This is a genomic window from Paenibacillus sp. FSL H8-0283, assembly GCF_045040675.1.
GTDB lineage: Bacteria > Bacillota > Bacilli > Paenibacillales > Paenibacillaceae > Paenibacillus > Paenibacillus amylolyticus.
In genome coordinates this window covers 5,496,001-5,516,095 of the sequence record NZ_CP150295.1, presented here as the reverse complement: position 1 = coordinate 5,516,095, position 20,095 = coordinate 5,496,001, and the positions used below count along the sequence as shown (strand labels likewise).

Genomic DNA, 20,095 nt, shown 5'->3' with positions numbered 1-20,095 from the left:
CAAGTTTGATCTTTGAAAACTGAACAACGAGTGAGTAAACATTCTGCTTGCAGAATGAACGCGAAAGTTTGAGACAAGCCTTGGCTTGAATCGGCTGGAGCACAAATGAGATTTTTAATCTCGTCAGATTCAAAATGAGCTTATCGCTCTTTTCAATACTTTATTGGAGAGTTTGATCCTGGCTCAGGACGAACGCTGGCGGCATGCCTAATACATGCAAGTCGAGCGGAGTTGATAGGAAGCTTGCTTTCTTGATACTTAGCGGCGGACGGGTGAGTAACACGTAGGCAACCTGCCCTCAAGTTTGGGACAACTACCGGAAACGGTAGCTAATACCGAATAATTGTTTTCTTCGCCTGAAGGAAACTGGAAAGACGGAGCAATCTGTCACTTGGGGATGGGCCTGCGGCGCATTAGCTAGTTGGTGAGGTAACGGCTCACCAAGGCGACGATGCGTAGCCGACCTGAGAGGGTGATCGGCCACACTGGGACTGAGACACGGCCCAGACTCCTACGGGAGGCAGCAGTAGGGAATCTTCCGCAATGGGCGAAAGCCTGACGGAGCAATGCCGCGTGAGTGATGAAGGTTTTCGGATCGTAAAGCTCTGTTGCCAGGGAAGAACGCTTGGGAGAGTAACTGCTCTCAAGGTGACGGTACCTGAGAAGAAAGCCCCGGCTAACTACGTGCCAGCAGCCGCGGTAATACGTAGGGGGCAAGCGTTGTCCGGAATTATTGGGCGTAAAGCGCGCGCAGGCGGTCATTTAAGTCTGGTGTTTAATCCCGGGGCTCAACCCCGGATCGCACTGGAAACTGGGTGACTTGAGTGCAGAAGAGGAGAGTGGAATTCCACGTGTAGCGGTGAAATGCGTAGATATGTGGAGGAACACCAGTGGCGAAGGCGACTCTCTGGGCTGTAACTGACGCTGAGGCGCGAAAGCGTGGGGAGCAAACAGGATTAGATACCCTGGTAGTCCACGCCGTAAACGATGAGTGCTAGGTGTTAGGGGTTTCGATACCCTTGGTGCCGAAGTTAACACATTAAGCACTCCGCCTGGGGAGTACGGTCGCAAGACTGAAACTCAAAGGAATTGACGGGGACCCGCACAAGCAGTGGAGTATGTGGTTTAATTCGAAGCAACGCGAAGAACCTTACCAGGTCTTGACATCCCTCTGATCGATGCAGAGATGTATCTTTCCTTCGGGACAGAGGAGACAGGTGGTGCATGGTTGTCGTCAGCTCGTGTCGTGAGATGTTGGGTTAAGTCCCGCAACGAGCGCAACCCTTATATTTAGTTGCCAGCATTTCGGATGGGCACTCTAGATAGACTGCCGGTGACAAACCGGAGGAAGGTGGGGATGACGTCAAATCATCATGCCCCTTATGACCTGGGCTACACACGTACTACAATGGCCGGTACAACGGGCTGCGAAATCGCGAGATGGAGCCAATCCCAACAAAGCCGGTCTCAGTTCGGATTGCAGGCTGCAACTCGCCTGCATGAAGTCGGAATTGCTAGTAATCGCGGATCAGCATGCCGCGGTGAATACGTTCCCGGGTCTTGTACACACCGCCCGTCACACCACGAGAGTTTATAACACCCGAAGTCGGTGGGGTAACCGCAAGGAGCCAGCCGCCGAAGGTGGGATAGATGATTGGGGTGAAGTCGTAACAAGGTAGCCGTATCGGAAGGTGCGGCTGGATCACCTCCTTTCTATGGAGAATCGTTTCCTGCAACGGAAACATTCAAATAAGCAGGTTCTTAGAACCTGCAACAGCGATTTATTTCGGTCCGTCACTTCGGTGTGGATGAAATGAAGAGCACAAAACACTCACTCGTTGTTCGGTTTTGAGAGCTCAAACTCTCAAACAGCTTGCTTTTGCATGGAGCTTGTTCTTTGAAAACTAGATATCGAAACGAAACAAACGCGAATTAGAACATTCCTTTAAGCTGAACTTGTGCAAACAAGTCAAGTGTATAAAGGTAGTTAAATTGCTTTTGTGATGGTATCGGGTGAGAGCGACTTTTGGCTTTGCGCAAGCAAAACAAGGGAAGCGAGCGACCGAAACCGGAACAAAATGGTTAAGCTACTAAGAGCACACGGAGGATGCCTAGGCGCTAGGAGCCGATGAAGGACGTGGCGAACAACGAAACTGCCTCGGGGAGCTGTAAGCAAGCTTTGATCCGGGGGTGTCCGAATGGGGAAACCCAGCTGGGGTAATTTCCAGTTACTCATAACTGAATACATAGGTTATGTAGAGGCATACCAGGGGAACTGAAACATCTAAGTACCCTGAGGAAGAGAAAACAATAGTGATTCCGTCAGTAGCGGCGAGCGAACGCGGAGAAGCCCAAACCAAAGAGCTTGCTCTTTGGGGTTGTGGGACGTCTCACATGGAGTTACAAAGGAACCGGTTAAGCGAAGAGGTCTGGAAAGGCCCGCCAAAGAAGGTAAAAGCCCTGTAGTTGAAAGTTGGTTCCCTCCGAGACGGATCCCGAGTAGTGCGGGGCACGTGAAACCCCGTATGAATCCGGCAGGACCATCTGCCAAGGCTAAATACTTCCTAGCGACCGATAGTGAAGCAGTACCGTGAGGGAAAGGTGAAAAGCACCCCGGAAGGGGAGTGAAATAGAACCTGAAACCGTGTGCTTACAAAAAGTCAGAGCCCGTTTTAGGGGTGATGGCGTGCCTTTTGTAGAATGAACCGGCGAGTTACGTTCCCGTGCAAGGTTAAGGTGAAGAGCCGGAGCCGCAGCGAAAGCGAGTCTGAATAGGGCGAATTAGTACGTGGACGTAGACCCGAAACCGGGTGATCTACCCCTGTCCAGGGTGAAGGTGCGGTAACACGCACTGGAGGCCCGAACCCACGCATGTTGAAAAATGCGGGGATGAGGTGGGGGTAGCGGAGAAATTCCAATCGAACTCGGAGATAGCTGGTTCTCCCCGAAATAGCTTTAGGGCTAGCCTCGGAAAACAGAGTCGTGGAGGTAGAGCACTGATTGGGTGCGGGGCCCGCAAGGGTTACCAAGCTCAGTCAAACTCCGAATGCCATAGACTTACTTCCGGGAGTCAGACAGTGAGTGCTAAGATCCATTGTCAAAAGGGAAACAGCCCAGACCATCAGCTAAGGTCCCCAAGTGTGTGTTAAGTGGGAAAGGATGTGGAGTTGCACAGACAACCAGGATGTTGGCTTAGAAGCAGCCATCATTGAAAGAGTGCGTAATAGCTCACTGGTCGAGTGACTCTGCGCCGAAAATGTAACGGGGCTAAACACACCACCGAAGCTATGGCTTGATGCTTTGCATCAGGGGTAGGGGAGCGTTGTATAAGGGTTGAAGGTGTACCGTAAGGAGCGCTGGACATTATACAAGTGAGAATGCCGGTATGAGTAACGAAAAGATCAGTGAGAATCTGATCCGCCGAAAGCCTAAGGGTTCCTGAGGAAGGCTCGTCCGCTCAGGGTAAGTCGGGACCTAAGGCGAGGCCGAAAGGCGTAGTCGAAGGACAACAGGTCGAAATTCCTGTACCACCGTAAGCCGTTATGAGCAATGGGGGGACGCAGTAGGGTAGTGACGCGGACTGATGGATGTCCGTCTAAGCAGTAAGGCTGATGTGTAGGCAAATCCGCACATTGTAAGGCTGAGCTGTGATGGGGAGCGAAAATTATAGTAGCGAAGGTCATGATCTCACACTGCCAAGAAAAGCCTCTAGCCAGGTGATGGTGCCCGTACCGCAAACCGACACAGGTAGGCGAGAAGAGTATTCTAAGGCGCGCGGAAGAACTCTCGTTAAGGAACTCGGCAAAATGACCCCGTAACTTCGGGAGAAGGGGTGCCCCGGTAGTGTGAATAGCACGAGGGGGCCGCAGTGAAAAGGCCCAAGCGACTGTTTAGCAAAAACACAGGTCTGTGCGAAGCCGTAAGGCGAAGTATACGGGCTGACGCCTGCCCGGTGCTGGAAGGTTAAGGGGAGTGGTTAGGAGCAATCCGAAGCTGTGAACCGAAGCCCCAGTAAACGGCGGCCGTAACTATAACGGTCCTAAGGTAGCGAAATTCCTTGTCAGGTAAATTCTGACCCGCACGAATGGCGTAACGACTTGGGCGCTGTCTCAACGAGAGATCCGGTGAAATTTTAATACCTGTGAAGATGCAGGTTACCCGCGACAAGACGGAAAGACCCCATGGAGCTTTACTGCAGCTTGATATTGAATTTGGGTACGATCTGTACAGGATAGGTGGGAGCCTTTGAAGTGTGAGCGCCAGCTTGCATGGAGGCAACGTTGGGATACCACCCTGATCGTATCTAGGTTCTAACCTGGTACCGTAATCCGGTGCGGGGACAGTGTCAGGTGGGCAGTTTGACTGGGGCGGTCGCCTCCTAAAGAGTAACGGAGGCGCCCAAAGGTTCCCTCAGAATGGTTGGAAATCATTCGAAGAGTGCAAAGGCATAAGGGAGCTTGACTGCGAGACCTACAAGTCGAGCAGGGACGAAAGTCGGGCTTAGTGATCCGGTGGTACCGCATGGAAGGGCCATCGCTCAACGGATAAAAGCTACCCTGGGGATAACAGGCTTATCTCCCCCAAGAGTCCACATCGACGGGGAGGTTTGGCACCTCGATGTCGGCTCATCGCATCCTGGGGCTGAAGTAGGTCCCAAGGGTTGGGCTGTTCGCCCATTAAAGCGGTACGCGAGCTGGGTTCAGAACGTCGTGAGACAGTTCGGTCCCTATCTGTCGTGGGCGTAGGAAATTTGAGAGGAGCTGTCCTTAGTACGAGAGGACCGGGATGGACGTACCGCTGGTGTACCAGTTGTTCCGCCAGGAGCACCGCTGGGTAGCTATGTACGGACGGGATAAACGCTGAAAGCATCTAAGCGTGAAGCCCCCCTCAAGATGAGATTTCCCAGTATGTAAGACCCCTTGAAGACGACGAGGTAGATAGGCTGGGGGTGGAAGTGCAGCAATGCATGGAGCTGACCAGTACTAATCGGTCGAGGGCTTATCCAATAGCAAGTTGTAATTCGCGTGTTCCGTTTCGAATCTAGTTTTCAGAGAACGATCTCTGAAATGTAAGCTACGCGTTTGGTGGCGATGGCGGAGGGGTTCCACGCGTACCCATCCCGAACACGACCGTTAAGCCCTCTAGCGCCGATGGTACTTGGACCGCAGGGTCCTGGGAGAGTAGGACGCCGCCAAGCGAACTCTTTCATCATACATAGAAAACAGGCTCTGCATGTTGATGTTGTACGATGAATTGCATTTGCACTGCAAATGCATATATTCCCTGATAGCTCAGTTGGTAGAGCACTCGACTGTTAATCGAGTTGTCACAGGTTCGAGCCCTGTTCGGGGAGCCATTAAGGCCCGTTGGTCAAGGGGTTAAGACACCTCCCTTTCACGGAGGTAACAGGGGTTCGAATCCCCTACGGGTCATATAGATGGAGGCTTAGCTCAGCTGGGAGAGCATCTGCCTTACAAGCAGAGGGTCGGGGGTTCGATCCCCTCAGCCTCCACCATATAAATTTTTATAACGACGCGGGGTGGAGCAGCCCGGTAGCTCGTCGGGCTCATAACCCGAAGGCCGCAGGTTCAAATCCTGCCCCCGCAATTATACTTTCCTTTGAGAAAGTGATCTGGAACCGTGGTGTAGTTGGCCTAACATGCCTGCCTGTCACGCAGGAGATCGCGGGTTCGAATCCCGTCGGTTCCGCCATTTTTATATTTATTAATACCGTATGCGGAAGTGGCTCAGCGGTAGAGCATCGCCTTGCCAAGGCGAGGGTCGCGGGTTCGATTCCCGTCTTCCGCTCCAATATTTGCGCCCTTAGCTCAGCTGGATAGAGCGTTTGACTACGAATCAAAAGGCCGGGAGTTCGAATCTCTCAGGGCGCGCCATTATAACTTCAAATTTGCCGGCGTGGCGGAATGGCAGACGCGCTCGACTCAAAATCGAGTGGGAAACCGTGGAGGTTCGAGTCCTCTCGCCGGTATATATAACGGGATGTAGCTCAGCTTGGTAGAGCACCTGGTTTGGGACCAGGGGGTCGCATGTTCAAATCGTGTCATCCCGATCTCTAAAAACACTATCTATAATTAGATAGTGTTTTTTTATATTTATCTATATAAGATTCTATATATGCAGGTTCCGGTATTCACTATGACAAATTCTCTAACCTAACACATGTGTGTTCCTTCTTCAGACAACAAGTTAATTGTGCATAAAGCCTCAATCTTTAGGTCACAATAGGTTTAAAAAGTGATAGAAGGGGTTCATGTGAACACGTTTAACTTCAGAAAACAATTCAAGAGACGCTGGCGAAGGTGGAAACGAACAGTATGGATGACGGCGGCTTTGCTTGCAGTTACGATATTGGCTTACAGCGGGTTGTCCATCTCATCGGCGATAGAGCGTTTGCTGACAACTAATTTTAGTGAGGCAACCAGTGTGATGGGCCCTGTTACGCAGGAAACAAGATCAGAACAGGAGATTCAGGCGTTAGTAGAGCAACTTGATTCTGATCCGGATCATTTAACAAGTGTGGTTTTGGAGACAAAGTACATCTGCGGAGTGGAAACAGAGCAGTTAGGCAAGATGGCTAGACCACAGTTGAAGATGCTGCTGGCTCAACATCCGGAATGGGATGCTACCGTTGGAACATCAGATGAGTTGCATTTGAAGCAACGTGTAGATGACCTTTCACCGCTTTGTAAACAACAGGCTTATATCAGCATAGATGCTGTAGGGAACCTTAATTTGTACGAAGGTAAGCCTGGAGAAGAGAAGGTTATTCGTACGTTCTTTCAATTGGATGTTGGGACATTGGAGAGTTCTTTGCCAGAAGGGGTACTGGAGCAATTGCAGCAGGGTATTCGGATTCAGGACAAGGATGAATATGATAGCGTAATCTCTACGTTCAGTGACTATGCCGTGGATGAAGACCATCATTTAATCCGTAATGGCGGGTAATCCAAACGTCCTCACCTACGGTATTAAAATTGTGAAGTACTGAAACGATGGTGGCAAGCAATAACATTGGTGGTTTACGTAACCAAGCGATTGAATCTAAAATACGTGGAATGTGATGAAGGACATCGAAGAGATGTCCTTTTTGTCGTTTGAACTGAAATACATGAAAATACGTATAAACACGTAAAAAATTCACGAATAAAGGCGAGTAATCAGTTAGACAAAGTTTTTCCTGCCGCAGGGTCTATCTTTTGTTATAATGAAATGAACGATACATATGTTCGCTTTTGTGAGGGAGAGATGGTTTTGCGTTTTTTGGGAATTGACCCGGGGATTGCGATTGTTGGTTTTGGTTTTGTGGATAAAATCGGCAGTAAGGTGGTACCCGTACAATATGGATGTATTCAGACGGAAGCTCATACCCCTGAAGAGGAACGGTTGCTTCACGTATATGAAGGTATGGTGCAATTGATTGATAAATACAAACCGGACGCAGTAGCGCTGGAGAAACTTTTTTTCAATCGGAACGTTACAACAGCAATGTCTGTCAGTCAGGCTAGAGGCGTTATGGTACTCGCTGCCGCACAGAAGGGTCTGCCTATTGCAGAGTATACGCCAATGCAGATCAAGCAGGCTGTTGTGGGGTACGGTAAAGCAGAGAAGAAGCAAGTACAGGAAATGGTCAAAATGTTCTTGCGTCTTCAGGTCGTTCCTAAGCCGGATGACGTAGCGGATGCATTGGCTGTAGCCGTGTGCCACGCACACTCTTATACATTAAATTCCAAGTTGAATGAGGTATTGCGAAAATGATTGATTTTCTAAGAGGACAGTTCATTCATGTAGAGAATGATTATATTGTGCTGGATGTTCATGGTGTAGGTTATCGCGTATTCTGTCCAAATCCATTTGCGTTTGCGAAGCAAGAAGGCGAAATTACCGTGTACACTCACCATCATGTACGTGAGGATGCGATGTTGCTGTTTGGATTTGTTACACGGGATGAGCAGCGTTTGTTCCGTAAACTGATTGAAGTATCCGGTATCGGTCCAAAAGTAGCTCTGGGCATACTCGCTGGAGGTACACCAGAACATGTGGTTACGGCGATTTACCAGGAGAATCTTACGTTCTTGACCAAATTGCCAGGCATCGGCAAGAAGACTGCACAACGCATGATTCTGGATCTCAAGGATAAGCTGGATAGTTTTGGCGCGGCAGCGTATGCAACAGGGTTGTTCGCTCCTCCATCGGAAGAGTCGGGAAGTGGTTCAGCCTGGGATGAGGCAAGTGAAGGTCTCAAGGCACTTGGGTATACTGACAGTGAGCTTGATAAAGTATGGCTCAAATTGAAAAAGGATGTTACTACAGCAGATTCCGTTGATGTGTTGATGAAAAAGGCGTTGCAAATGCTGTTTACGGGATAATACAAATTGCATATTATAATATAGCTGTAGCCTGCAAAAAAAGGTAGGGATGAACATGGATGATCGGATTATTTCCGCGAACCTGATGATGGAGGACCAAAATGTTGAGTTGAGTCTCCGTCCCAGGTATCTGAATGAATATATCGGGCAGAATCAGGTGAAGGAAAATTTAAAGATATATATTGAAGCTGCCAAATTTCGTAATGAGGCATTGGATCACGTTTTGTTATATGGACCACCTGGACTTGGTAAAACAACACTTGCCAATATTATTGCCAACGAATTGGGCGTTAATTTACGAACTACGTCAGGCCCGGCCATTGAACGCCCGGGTGATCTTGCAGCATTGTTAACCAATCTGCAGGAAGGCGATGTCTTGTTTATTGATGAGATTCATCGTTTGCATCGTACGGTTGAAGAAGTCATGTACCCTGCTATGGAAGATTCGGCATTGGATATTATGATTGGTAAAGGTCCAAGTGCACGTTCCGTTCGGCTGGATCTGCCACCATTCACTCTGATTGGGGCTACAACGCGTGCTGGCTTGCTGTCTGCTCCACTTCGAGATCGATTTGGTGTTATCAGTCGATTGGAATTCTATACGGTTGATGAGCTGGCTTATATCGTCTCACGCTCTACCGAAATTTTAGGTGTGGAGATTGTGGGAGATGCTGCGCAAGAGATTGCATTGCGCTCACGTGGGACACCGAGGATCGCGAACCGTTTGTTAAAACGAGTACGCGACTTTGCACAGGTGCGTGGTGATGGGATTATAACGCAGACACTGGCGGAAGAAGCGCTACAACGTCTCCAGATTGATCCGCGTGGCCTGGATGACATTGACCATAAGATGCTCAAATCTATGATCAACAGCTTCCGGGGAGGTCCCGTAGGATTGGATACAATTGCTGCTACAATCGGTGAAGAAAGTCAGACGATCGAGGATGTTTATGAACCGTATCTGCTTCAGATTGGTATGATTCAGCGTACACCAAGGGGCAGGATCGTAACAGATCTCGCCTATCATCATTTGGGTTTGCCTGTTCCACCAAGAGACGGGAAATAATCAAATCTGTTGAACATGCTCATTTGAAGGTTCACCATAAACATTGAAATAATCACGTGTTAACCCGATATAAAGTGAAAGAAATGCATGGGGAGGAGTCTGATTGTGGGAAAAGCAATACGAACGAAGAAGTGGAGTCGTCGATTGAAGGTACTGGCGGCAGCTCTTTTGACAGTGGGTTGTCTGCAAGTGCCTGCGTATGCAGCAGGAAATGATGGACAGACGATCCGGGTAGCCATGTTTGCAAATCTGGGTAGTACGTATAAATCAACTACACCACTCATTACGCTTGAATCGACGGGACAATGGAGCATCCAATCGGAGAGTGGCGCAAATGTAAGCCTTCCGGCAGGGCAGGTCCGTTTCAGTGCAGATGGATTCCGAGTAAAGGTGTTGGAAACAGCGGACTTTAAGGCAGCATCTGCAGCAGCAAAATTGTTGCAGGCAACCGCAGATAAACCGTTGCTGTTCACAACGTCTGTGAATGGAAATGCCATTTACCAGCTCTACACAGGCAACTATGCAACGGAGGCACTGGCAGGACAAGCTGTTACACGAGTACAAAAGGTAGCAGCAGCTCAATTGGCTGGTCAAAAGCCAGCTGTAACGGGAAGTAAACGCCTGTCTGCTGGAACCTATGGTTCGATTCAGGAAGCAGAGGCAGCACAAGCCACCCTTTTATCAACAGGAGTTAGTAGTGTCTATCCAGTCCTTCAACTGAGTGGTGGAAGCCAAGCATACGCGGTATGGGTGGGTGAAGCTTCAACGGATGCGGAATTAACCGCATTGAAGAACAGTGTGGAAGCCAAAGCTCCGGGGGTAAGCCTTTCACCTGTCAACACTAATGCAGGGCTCATCATCCGCCAGGATGCAGGATTAAGTACGGATGCACTCAAAACAGCTCCGCATTACACCATTGCAGGTACTGAATCCAAAGCATTGGTACAAGGGAATGGCAATGGTATCAAAGTAGTGGAACGTTCCCAGCGAACGTATCGTGGAGATATGGAAATCAGCATCGTAAGTGGTGATCTGGCGTTGGTCAACGTTGTTCCACTAGAGCAATACCTGTACTCTGTCGTAGGGGCAGAGGTGTATTCCTCCTGGCCTGCTGAAGCTCTGAAAGTTCAAGCCGTAGCTGCTCGATCCTACGCGCTTCAACAGGGTGAACGTTTCAAAATTGCGAATGTTGTGGATACAACGCTCAGCCAAGCCTATAACGGGATTGGTTCGGAGAACGATAAAGTAACCAGTGCAGTGGATGCAACGGCTGGAGAAGTGGTCAAGAGCGGTGGGAAAATCATCGAAGCTGTATTCTCCTCCAATGCTGGCGGCCAGACGGCTCATCCTTCTGAGGTATGGAACGGCGGAGCAGGTGTGTTCACCAATGTGGTTAGCTCAGGAGATACATCAGCCCAGGCAGGATTACATACATGGTACCATGTGCTGCTGGGTACAGGCGTTAGCGGGTACATTCGTGAGGACAACATCAAAGAATTAACGACCAAGACCAATGCAGGACTGGCAAAAGTGACGGTAACGGCTCAGAATACCAATGTGCGTGCCGTTCCGTTAATTCAATCCACCGTTGAACCTGTAGCCAAAATGAATCCAGGCAACGAAGCTGTTGTACTGGCAAAAGTAGCTCAATCCAACGATTATGCTTGGGTGAGAGGACCTTTCACGTCTGCCCAGTTGGTTAAATCCCTTCAGGGTAAAACAACAGCGTCTGTTCCTGCTTCAATCTCAACCTTGGAAGTGACCAAGCGTGGACCTTCCGGAAGAGCACTTGAAGTCACTGCCAACGGACAGGCTATGACGGTGAAATATGCCGATACATACCGCTCTGCGCTCGGTGGATTACCGAGCACTTTATTTGATATTGCAGGGACCGGAAGTTATACTGTATTAGGCGCTGACGGCAAAACAGCCAGTAAAACCGGCTCAAATGGTGCCTCTGTATTGTCTTCTTCTGGCGCAGGAACATCATCCGGTAATGCACTTGTGGTTATGAGTGGTGATGGTCAAGCGAGAGCGGTGACGCAGGGTCAGACCTTCATGTTCATCGGTCAGGGCAATGGCCACGGATTGGGCTTGTCCCAATGGGGAGCCAAAGGCATGGCAGATGAAGGGTATGATTACCAGGCAATATTGAAACACTATTATCAAAATGCGACTATTGTTAAGGAATGAAACTAAATGAATGTGAACTTATATGATTTTGAATTACCAGAGCAATTGATAGCACAGACGCCGTTGCTTGATCGCACGGCATCCCGTTTGCTCACCTTGAACAAAGATAGTGGTGAGATTAATCATCAAACGTTTCCTGATATTATCGATTTTCTGAATCCCGGTGATACATTGATTCTGAATGATACACGTGTTCTACCAGCCCGTCTGTTCGGTACAAAAGAAGATACCGGAGCAAAAGCGGAAGTGTTATTGCTCAAAAATGTGGAAGGCGACAAGTGGGAAGCACTGGTTAAGCCGGGTAAAAAGCTGAAAGCCGGTTCAGTCATCGTATTTGGTGATGAATTGAAGGCAATCATTGAAGAAGAGGGCGAGATGGGGGCACGTACACTTACGTTTACGTATGATGGAATCTTCCAAGAGATTTTGGATCGTCTTGGTGAGATGCCGTTGCCACCTTATATCAAAGAGACATTGGATGACCGCGAACGGTACCAGACCGTGTATGCCAAGCATGAAGGGTCGGCGGCTGCACCTACAGCGGGACTGCACTTTACGGATGAATTGTTGGATCAGATTCGAGCCAAGGGCGTTAATGTCGCCTTCATTACGCTTCATGTAGGACTGGGAACATTCAGACCAATGTCGGTTGATGTTGTTGAAGATCATGTTATGCATGAGGAGTATTACTCCTTGTCACAAGAAACGGCAGATCTGATTAACCAGACCAAAGAGAATGGACACCGTGTTTTTGCGGTTGGGACAACGAGCTGCCGGACTTTGGAAACGGTAGGCAGCAAATTTGAAAATGGAATACTGCAAGCGAGCAGCGGATGGACCAGCATTTTCATCTATCCGGGCTATTCCTTCAAAGTGATCGATGGGATGCTTACGAATTTTCATCTCCCGAAATCCACGTTGGTTATGTTGGTTAGTGCACTAGCAGGCAGGGAACATATTATGCAGGCATATGAGGAAGCCATCCAAGAGAAATACCGGTTCTTCAGCTTCGGCGATGCCATGTTGATATATTAGTATAACGGTATAACGATTAACTTTTAGAGGATGATTAAAACCAATGGCAGCAATTACGTATGAACATATCAAAACTTGCAAACAATCCGGTGCACGTCTGGGACGTGTACATACACCTCACGGTATTATTGAGACACCAACCTTTATGCCTGTAGGTACACAGGCGACTGTCAAAACAATGAGCCCTGAAGAGTTGAAAGAAATGGATGCTCAGATTATTTTGAGTAATACCTATCACCTGTTTCTGAGACCAGGACATGAAATCATCCGTGAAGCTGGCGGATTGCACAAATTCATGAACTGGGATCGTCCAATTTTGACAGACAGCGGCGGATTCCAAGTTTTTTCTCTTAGCGAGATGCGCAAGATTACGGAAGAAGGCGTTAACTTCCGTTCTCATCTGAATGGAGACAAAAAGTTCCTTTCTCCTGAAGTGGCGATGGAAATCCAGAATGCACTTGGCTCCGATATTATGATGGCGTTTGACGAATGCCCACCGTATCCGGCTGAATATGAATATGTAAAAAAATCACTCGAAAGAACAAGCCGCTGGGCAGAACGTTGTCTTGAAAGTCACGCTCGTCCGCATGACCAAGGTCTCTTTGCCATCGTACAGGGAGGCATGCATGAAGATCTTCGCCGTCAGAGCGCCGCAGATTTGACTTCCATGGATTTCCCGGGGTATGCTATTGGTGGACTGAGTGTTGGAGAACCGAAACATTTGATGTATGGTGTATTGGATTATACGTTACCTTTGTTGCCGTCCAATAAACCACGTTATTTGATGGGGGTAGGTTCGCCCGATGCGTTGATTGAGGGATCTATTCGTGGAGTGGACATGTTCGATTGTGTTCTGCCTACTCGGATTGCCCGTAACGGAACAACGATGACCAGTCAAGGACGTCTGGTAGTTCGTAATGCCAAGTTTGCAACCGATTTTGGACCATTAGATCCTGAATGTGATTGCTACACTTGTCGTAACTATTCCAGAGCTTATCTGCGTCATTTGATCAAAGCAGATGAAACATTTGGCCTGCGTTTGACAACGATCCATAATCTTCATTTCTTGCAGAATTTGATGCGTAATGTACGTAAAGCCATTATGGAAGATCGTTTGCTTGATTTCCGGGATGAATTTTTCGATCAATATGGTCTTCATGACAATGACAAAGGTTTCTGATTGAGTTTTTGAGGAAACCGGCGTAACAAGCAATATCTGTATGTATAGTCGATAAGGGGGAGTTTGAATGTTTCAAGGAATGCCTCTAGCAGGAGCGCAAGGCGGTGGGATCGTATCTTTGATTGTACCTTTAGTACTCATGGTTGCGATTTTCTACTTCTTAATGATTCGTCCACAGAACAAAAAGCAAAAGCAACGGAATTCCATGCTAAGCCAATTGAAAAAGGGCGATAAAATTGTAACGATTGGTGGCCTTCACGGTACGATCGCTGAGATTACGGACGATGTGGTTGTATTGCGTGTAAACGATGTAACTAAGCTTACATTTGACCGTAATGCAATCAGCACGGCTGTAGCTCGTGATACGGCTGTTGAATAGTTACTGTAACATAGAATAACGAGGGTGCGTTTGTGGCGTATTCCCTAGTAGAGAACCGGATCTCCTTGGAGACCCGGTTCTCTTTTTTGATTTATGAGGGAAGGTCGATGTTCTTTACCAGTCAGTTAGGAGCGATGCGTATTAACACCGAACATGCCACCGAGAGCTGAAATGAAGAACGCGCTAAGCAGTTGTAAACTATCCTTCCAATTAAACGAAGCATCCAGCGCGAGAAATCCGATCAACAGCACAAGCAGTCCATATACGATTCCGGTAATCCCTCCGTAGTACCATCCTTTTTCACCAGAACGTTTGCCTGCGACAAAACCACCAACCAATAATGACAAGCCATGAACAACATAGGTATACAATGAGAGGTCCTGTTCCCGCATTCCGCTCATCCAGAGAAACAAGGAGAGAATAAATGCCCCGATAAACATCCATACAAAAGCCTGACAGAGGCCTGACAGAATCGGATTGGACACTCGAAACGAAACCAAGCGGCGGATCAATTGCATGAAGCAACCCCCTTGTACAAGTTATAAGTTAATACAGTGTATGGTCAAGCCTTCGGACTTATGAACTGTTTTCCATTAAATGAACGGATTATTTCTGCATGAGCATGTAAGGTTCAGGTCAAAATAGGGATTGCACTACCCAGCTAACTGTTAAAAACTCAGTTTCGAAGGAGGACCCCTGTTGTGAACTTCCCAGATGTCGGATCACATATCTTTCGAACCATTCTCATGTACTTTCTGGTGTACTGTGCAATGAGGGTTATGGGTAAACGTGAGATAGGTAAGCTATCCATGTTTGATCTTGTTGTGTCCATTATGCTTGCTGAAATGGCTGCTTTTGTCATTGAAGATATTGATAAACCGCTCTCTCATGGGATTGCCCCCATGCTTACCTTGATCATTGTACAGATCGGAATGGCCTTTATAGGTCTTAAAAGTCGGCGTCTTCGCCTGATAATTGATGGCAAACCTACTGTTTTGATCTCCAAAGGGGTTCTTCACCGGGATGAGATGCGGAAGCAACGATATAATCTGGATGATCTATTGCAACAACTCCGTGAACAGAATGTAGACAGTATCGGTGAGGTTGATTTCGCTATTTTGGAGACCACAGGCAAGCTGACCGTTTTTCCCAAGGATGAGAATACTTCTAACGACAACAATTCTTCCGGTTCTGACTCAGAAGATTCTTCTTCCAGTAAAACCAAAACGGGAAAAAACCAGATTGACGGATTTCCAAATATCAAATATGAAGGTCTGCCACTCCCCTTAATTATGGACGGAAAGGTCCAGGATCAGAATCTGGAGATCATCCAGAAAACGAGATTTTGGCTGAAAAATCAAATTCAACAGAACGGAATTATGGATTTCAAAGATGTATTTATATGCTCCATTGACCACAATGGGAAGATATATGTCAGTCCAAAAGATGATAAAAAATGAAAATCATTTGCCTGAGCGGCGCTTGAACCATGAACCAATCAAAGGAGCACGGGACAGATCATGAAAGTCAATCATTTTGGTCCAGCCCATGACGATGAAATACACGATAAGCCCGACAAAAGGAGCGAGAAGCATCCTCACCCAAAAAGGCAATATCATGGCAGTCTCTTCGTATACGAGTAGGGTCGCTGCTCCCATGATAAACATTCCTGCACCCGTCTTGACCCAATCCATCATTTTGAAGCGGAACTGTAGCAGGCTACGTACGCTTTGGGCATGTAAAAGGGTAACTACCGTAGAATTCACACAGATAGCGATGACTGCACCGAAGATGCCATATTCAGGCTGGGAAGCAAGCGTTAAAATCAACGTGATTTTAATAACTGCACCTATAAACGTATTTAGCAATGCTTTACCCGGACGGTCAAGAGCTTGTAATGCAGCTTGAAGAGGAGCTTGAATATAAATGAACAAAGCAAAAGGAGCCATTAGCTTCAGCATGCTTCCGATCGATGCATCATTATACAGAACAAGACACATCGGTTCGGCAAGCACATACATAAACACGGAAAACGGAGCACCTGTCACAAGTGCCAAGCGTAAGGCCTGATGCATTCTTTTGTGAATCAGTGCGCGATCTCCCTGAGCAGAAGCTTCGGACAGTGAAGGCACAAGTGATGTCGCGAGCGATGAGGTTAGTGCCCCCGGCAGCAGCAACAGAGGAATAATCATACCTTGTAATGCACCATATTGTGCTGTAGCAAGTCCTTTGGATATGCCTGCCAGAGCCAGACTCTGGGCAGTAACGATGGTTTCGGCCAGATAGGATAAGGAGCCAACCAATCGGCCTGCTGTAACAGGAATAGAGATTGCAAGCAAACGCCGGATTAATCCCGGCTGTGGAGTACCGGTTTCTTTCAGAACTGAAGGTATTGGGTTTAAAGGTTTAGCTGTGAGATTGGACATGTTCTGTTGGTTAGCGAGCGGTAATTCTTTCTTCTGCCTGTTATACTTCCACAAGAGTACAAGCATACCGCCGAATTCTCCAACGAGTGCGCCCAGCATGGCACCAGCAGCAGCTTGGGCAATACCGTGGGGGAGGAGAAGCCAGGCAAACCAAATGACACAGACGATACGAATGATGGTTTCAACAATGGATGAAATGGCAGTAGGCATCATGTTTTGCTTGCCTTGGAAATACCCTCTGTAGACAGCAGATACGGCGATAATGGCAATCATGGGGCTCATACTAACGAACGTATGGTACACCCGCTCATCTGTGAGCACGTACTTGGTAACCCAGGGTGCAAACAGGATGCACAAAAACATGAATACAACACCCAGGGTCAACGTAAAGCTTAAGCTTACTTGCAGGATTCGCTGGGGGGAATAACGATTGGCACCGGTATCAGCTTCGGCTACGAGCTTGGCTACGGCGAGCGGAATACCACCCGTAATTAATGTCACTAGTACGATAAAAAAGGGATAGCTCAATTGGTAGATGCCAACACCTTCTGCACCAATGACTCGTGGCAGCGCAATGCGCGGGATGAAACCAAGTATTCGATTAATTATGCCTGCCGCGAGCAGGATCATGGCCCCCTGGATAAATGTCTGTTTCTTCAAGACTACCCCTCTTTCCCGGTTGAAAGTACAGGCTATCAACATAAACGGGACAAAGCCGTTGTTCTTCATCCTATGCCAGTCCTTTATCTTCTCATGACAACTTGGACACGATTAACAAAAAGAACCATATTCAGCAAGAAGGAATATGATCAGGCGAAGTCGAATCATGTAATATTGATGCCGCATAAAGGCTTGGATGTACGAAGGGAGGCTCCCCGTTGGAAGAAATGAATGATGTGGAGTTGGAACAGTCAATAGAGATGCTCTGCCGTAGCAAAGCGGAGGAATTAAGGCTTGTCGGTTACGAATATGTCACCAGCAAAGATGTCTGGAATTGCGTCAGTCATAAATATGAAAAACAGGGCATTCCACCGCTTCACCAGCTGGTGAACGACATTTTGTCACTGAAAGCAACAAGCTTTATGAACTTTATGACCGTGTCTGCATACCGGGGGTCCTCTTTCTAGACGAAAGGGATCTTTTTTGTTGAAAATTGACTGCTTTTTACGGCATCGCTATAATAGGAATATTGAGAACGAAAGGGGATCTAGGAACGGCATGAAAAGAATTATCAGTTTCATTCTGGTCGTGCTTGTCACCACAGGGGTAATGGTGGGAACAAGCCCGGAACTGCTCAAAAATATACGCTTGGGCCTTGATTTAAAGGGAGGCTACGAGATCTTATATGAAGCAGAGCCGCTCGAAGCAGGTCAACAAGTCACCAAAGCATCTTTGGTGCAAACGGCCAAAAGTCTTGAAAGCCGCGCCAATGCGCTCGGAACAAGCGAACCGGAGGTAACCACTGAAGGAAGCAACCGGATTCGATTGAAGTTGGCAGGGGTAACGGATGAGGCTGAAGTTAGAGCCAAAATGAAAGAACCGGCTGTTTTGACCTTCCGTAGTAAAGCTGAGAACGACAAGGAAGGCGAATACACCAAAATTGAGCTTCGCGGAAATGAATTTGTTGAGAATGCAGCCAAAGTTGTGTTCACTCAATTGAATGAGCCGATGATTGACATTCAAGTGAAAGACAAAGCTAAATTTTCCGAGATTACCAAACGTTTGATCGGACAACCTCTTGCGATTTATTTGGACGATGAGCTACTCTCTGCTCCAACCGTTAGACAACAGTTGACAGATGGTTCCGCTCAGATTTCGGGTGCTTACACACGTGACGAAGCAAACCAGCTTCGTGACACCATTAACCTGGGTGCATTGCCACTGAAACTTACAGAGAAGTATTCACAAAGTGTTGGTGCAACACTTGGTAAGCTTTCTCTGGATCAGACCATTAAAGCAGGATTGATTGGTTCCGTTATTATTCTTGTGTTCATGATTGGGCTTTATCGCATTCCTGGTATTATTGCGAGTTTTGCCTTGATTACACATACGTGGCTGGTACTTGCGATCTTCTATATGGGAGAATTTGTACTTACCCTTCCAGGTATTGCGGCGTTTATCCTGGGTATAGGGATGGCGGTCGATGCCAATATCATCACGTACGAACGGATTAAAGAAGAGATGCGAAGTGGTAAGTCGATTTTGTCATCGGTTAAAGCGGGGAGCAAACATTCCTTCCGTACAATCATTGACTCCAATGTCACTACCATTATTGCGGCCGCTGTTATGTTCTTCCTGGGTACAGGTGCGGTTAAAGGTTTTGCACTCGTGCTGATCTTTGATATTGTCACCAGTATCATCACGAATATTTTCTTCTCCCGCTTCCTGTTGACCCTGCTCGTACGGGCTAACGTGTTGAAGAAGCCTAAGTACTTCGGAGTGAAGGAGAGTGAAATTCGTGCGCTTTAATTGGAATTTTGATTATGTTAAAGGTAGTAAGATTGCCTATATCTTCTCGATTATTCTTACGATTACGGGGATCATCAGCATTCTGGCTTTGGGTTTGAATTATGCAGTTGATTTCCGTGCTGGATCGAATGTGGATATCTCGGTATCCAAAGCAATCACAGCGGAGCAGATTAAACCTATCGTTAAGGACATCGGTGTTGATGAGGGTGATGTTACCATTACACCGGGGGCTGACCGTGTAAATGTTCGTTTCTCCAATGAATTGGATGAGACCCAAGAGAGCAAATTTAAACAGGAATTTAGCAAACTGGATGCATCGGCTTCCTATGAAGTAAATACCGTTGATCCAGAGATGGCCAAAGAATTGGAGCGCAACGCGATCTACGCGGTACTCATTGCAAGTATCGGGATCATGATCTATGTTGCGATCCGGTTTGAGTGGCGCTTTGGTTTGGCTGCGGTTATCGCACTCTTCCATGATGCATTTGTCGTAATAAGTGTGTTCTCCATCTTCCGTTTGGAAGTCGATCTGACCTTTATTACCGCAGTATTGACCATTGTCGGGTTCTCGATCAACGATACGATCGTTATTTTTGACCGAATTCGTGAGAATCTGCGTTTTGCCAAAAAGACAACCAAAGCCGACCTACGCGAGGTAGTCAATCGCAGTTTGGCTCAAACGATGACACGTTCCCTGAATACAACATTCACCGTGTTTGCAGCTTCAATCTGTTTGTTCATATTTGGTGGAGAATCCATTCGCATGTTCTCGCTTGCGATGGTTATCGGAACATTGTTCGGCGCATATTCTTCAATCTATATCGCTGCCCCACTATGGCTGATGCTCAAAGGTAAACAAGTGGATAAGCCAAAAACAGTAGCTAAAGAATCTAACTAAACATCTTATTGTGAAGCCGCGTCTGCCAGGCGCGGTTTTGCAACTTTATGTACAGAATTAAG

The 20,095-nt window shown here is 47.5% G+C and carries 14 protein-coding genes, 9 tRNA genes and 3 rRNA genes; 24 read left to right on the top strand and 2 right to left on the bottom strand.

Annotation, left to right across the window (positions count from 1 at the left end):
- Positions 1 to 160 precede the first annotated feature (160 nt).
- The 20 genes from MHI52_RS24350 (at position 161) to yajC (ending at position 14,240) form a co-directional block, all read left to right on the top strand.
- Positions 161 to 1,713, top strand: a 16S ribosomal RNA gene (locus tag MHI52_RS24350).
- 367 nt (positions 1,714 to 2,080) lie between these two features.
- Positions 2,081 to 5,006: ribosomal RNA gene (locus MHI52_RS24345) — 23S ribosomal RNA — on the top strand.
- A 74-nt stretch (positions 5,007 to 5,080) separates the two neighbouring features.
- Positions 5,081 to 5,197, top strand: a 5S ribosomal RNA gene (gene rrf, locus MHI52_RS24340).
- Together the 16S, 23S and 5S rRNA genes with 9 tRNA genes alongside form the textbook arrangement of a ribosomal RNA operon.
- Positions 5,198 to 5,280: 83 nt before the next feature.
- A tRNA-Asn gene (locus MHI52_RS24335) sits at positions 5,281 to 5,356 on the top strand.
- Positions 5,357 to 5,360: 4 nt separating this feature from the next.
- Positions 5,361 to 5,432: transfer RNA gene (locus MHI52_RS24330), tRNA-Glu, on the top strand.
- A gap of 7 nt (positions 5,433 to 5,439) precedes the next feature.
- Positions 5,440 to 5,515 (top strand) — tRNA-Val (locus tag MHI52_RS24325).
- Positions 5,516 to 5,533: 18 nt separating this feature from the next.
- Positions 5,534 to 5,607, top strand: a tRNA-Met gene (locus MHI52_RS24320).
- Positions 5,608 to 5,634: 27 nt separating this feature from the next.
- Positions 5,635 to 5,712 (top strand) — tRNA-Asp (locus MHI52_RS24315).
- Between the two features lie 24 nt (positions 5,713 to 5,736).
- Positions 5,737 to 5,811: transfer RNA gene (locus tag MHI52_RS24310), tRNA-Gly, on the top strand.
- A 6-nt stretch (positions 5,812 to 5,817) separates the two neighbouring features.
- Positions 5,818 to 5,894 (top strand) — tRNA-Arg (locus tag MHI52_RS24305).
- A 16-nt stretch (positions 5,895 to 5,910) separates the two neighbouring features.
- Positions 5,911 to 5,989: transfer RNA gene (locus tag MHI52_RS24300), tRNA-Leu, on the top strand.
- A gap of 7 nt (positions 5,990 to 5,996) precedes the next feature.
- Positions 5,997 to 6,070: transfer RNA gene (locus MHI52_RS24295), tRNA-Pro, on the top strand.
- 203 nt (positions 6,071 to 6,273) lie between these two features.
- Positions 6,274 to 6,966 (top strand): BofC C-terminal domain-containing protein, encoded by a 693-nt coding sequence (locus MHI52_RS24290; RefSeq protein WP_405157802.1) that lies wholly within the window; start codon positions 6,274 to 6,276, stop codon positions 6,964 to 6,966.
- A gap of 306 nt (positions 6,967 to 7,272) precedes the next feature.
- Positions 7,273 to 7,776: a crossover junction endodeoxyribonuclease RuvC gene (ruvC, locus tag MHI52_RS24285; protein ID WP_017686765.1), complete on the top strand. Its 504-nt coding sequence runs from the start codon at positions 7,273 to 7,275 to the stop codon at positions 7,774 to 7,776.
- Complete coding sequence (gene ruvA, locus MHI52_RS24280) at positions 7,773 to 8,387, top strand: Holliday junction branch migration protein RuvA (RefSeq protein WP_405157801.1); 615 nt, start codon at positions 7,773 to 7,775, stop codon at positions 8,385 to 8,387. Before ruvC ends, ruvA begins: the two co-directional genes overlap by 4 nt.
- A gap of 55 nt (positions 8,388 to 8,442) precedes the next feature.
- Entirely contained in the window at positions 8,443 to 9,453 is a 1,011-nt protein-coding gene (gene ruvB, locus MHI52_RS24275; RefSeq protein ID WP_036616868.1) for a Holliday junction branch migration DNA helicase RuvB, read from the top strand.
- A 105-nt stretch (positions 9,454 to 9,558) separates the two neighbouring features.
- A complete protein-coding gene (locus MHI52_RS24270) occupies positions 9,559 to 11,646 on the top strand; it encodes a SpoIID/LytB domain-containing protein (RefSeq protein ID WP_405157800.1) in 2,088 nt (695 codons plus the stop codon).
- A 6-nt stretch (positions 11,647 to 11,652) separates the two neighbouring features.
- Entirely contained in the window at positions 11,653 to 12,681 is a 1,029-nt protein-coding gene (gene queA, locus MHI52_RS24265) for a tRNA preQ1(34) S-adenosylmethionine ribosyltransferase-isomerase QueA (protein ID WP_047844089.1), read from the top strand.
- Positions 12,682 to 12,724: 43 nt separating this feature from the next.
- On the top strand, positions 12,725 to 13,861 hold the full coding sequence (gene tgt / locus MHI52_RS24260) for a tRNA guanosine(34) transglycosylase Tgt (protein WP_036616872.1): 1,137 nt from the start codon (positions 12,725 to 12,727) through the stop codon (positions 13,859 to 13,861).
- Between the two features lie 67 nt (positions 13,862 to 13,928).
- Positions 13,929 to 14,240 (top strand): preprotein translocase subunit YajC, encoded by a 312-nt coding sequence (gene yajC, locus MHI52_RS24255; RefSeq protein ID WP_036616875.1) that lies wholly within the window; start codon positions 13,929 to 13,931, stop codon positions 14,238 to 14,240.
- Positions 14,241 to 14,365: 125 nt separating this feature from the next.
- Here the strand turns inward: yajC and MHI52_RS24250 are convergent, their stop codons facing one another.
- Positions 14,366 to 14,758, bottom strand: a complete 393-nt coding sequence (locus MHI52_RS24250; RefSeq protein ID WP_036616878.1) for a TIGR04086 family membrane protein — start codon at positions 14,756 to 14,758, stop codon at positions 14,366 to 14,368.
- 228 nt (positions 14,759 to 14,986) lie between these two features.
- Between MHI52_RS24250 and MHI52_RS24245 the strand changes: the two genes are divergently transcribed.
- On the top strand, positions 14,987 to 15,700 hold the full coding sequence (locus tag MHI52_RS24245) for a YetF domain-containing protein (protein ID WP_405159422.1): 714 nt from the start codon (positions 14,987 to 14,989) through the stop codon (positions 15,698 to 15,700).
- Between the two features lie 3 nt (positions 15,701 to 15,703).
- On the opposite strand, the gene spoVB is transcribed toward MHI52_RS24245, so the two are convergent.
- Entirely contained in the window at positions 15,704 to 17,326 is a 1,623-nt protein-coding gene (gene spoVB, locus MHI52_RS24240) for a stage V sporulation protein B (RefSeq protein WP_405157799.1), read from the bottom strand.
- A 227-nt stretch (positions 17,327 to 17,553) separates the two neighbouring features.
- On the opposite strand from spoVB, the gene MHI52_RS24235 reads away from it, so the two are divergent.
- From MHI52_RS24235 to secF, 3 genes are all read left to right on the top strand, one after another.
- A complete protein-coding gene (locus tag MHI52_RS24235) occupies positions 17,554 to 17,793 on the top strand; it encodes a post-transcriptional regulator (RefSeq protein ID WP_036617497.1) in 240 nt (79 codons plus the stop codon).
- 91 nt (positions 17,794 to 17,884) lie between these two features.
- On the top strand, positions 17,885 to 19,135 hold the full coding sequence (secD, locus tag MHI52_RS24230) for a protein translocase subunit SecD (RefSeq protein ID WP_076252966.1): 1,251 nt from the start codon (positions 17,885 to 17,887) through the stop codon (positions 19,133 to 19,135).
- Entirely contained in the window at positions 19,125 to 20,033 is a 909-nt protein-coding gene (gene secF, locus MHI52_RS24225; RefSeq protein WP_127551044.1) for a protein translocase subunit SecF, read from the top strand. The genes secD and secF overlap by 11 nt, the downstream gene beginning before the upstream one ends.
- Positions 20,034 to 20,095: the final 62 nt, after the last annotated feature.

What these genes read in the sequence shown, in the direction of transcription:
- ruvA (WP_405157801.1), top strand. Translation starts at nt 7,773, where the DNA reads ATGATTGATTTTCTAAGAGGACAGTTCATTCATGTAGAGAATGATTAT.
- ruvB (WP_036616868.1), top strand. Translation starts at nt 8,443, where the DNA reads ATGGATGATCGGATTATTTCCGCGAACCTGATGATGGAGGACCAAAAT.
- queA (WP_047844089.1), top strand. Translation starts at nt 11,653, where the DNA reads ATGAATGTGAACTTATATGATTTTGAATTACCAGAGCAATTGATAGCA.
- tgt (WP_036616872.1), top strand. Translation starts at nt 12,725, where the DNA reads ATGGCAGCAATTACGTATGAACATATCAAAACTTGCAAACAATCCGGT.
- yajC (WP_036616875.1), top strand. Translation starts at nt 13,929, where the DNA reads ATGTTTCAAGGAATGCCTCTAGCAGGAGCGCAAGGCGGTGGGATCGTA.
- MHI52_RS24250 (WP_036616878.1), bottom strand. Translation starts at nt 14,758, where the DNA reads ATGCAATTGATCCGCCGCTTGGTTTCGTTTCGAGTGTCCAATCCGATT.
- MHI52_RS24245 (WP_405159422.1), top strand. Translation starts at nt 14,987, where the DNA reads ATGTACTTTCTGGTGTACTGTGCAATGAGGGTTATGGGTAAACGTGAG.
- MHI52_RS24235 (WP_036617497.1), top strand. Translation starts at nt 17,554, where the DNA reads ATGAATGATGTGGAGTTGGAACAGTCAATAGAGATGCTCTGCCGTAGC.
- secD (WP_076252966.1), top strand. Translation starts at nt 17,885, where the DNA reads ATGAAAAGAATTATCAGTTTCATTCTGGTCGTGCTTGTCACCACAGGG.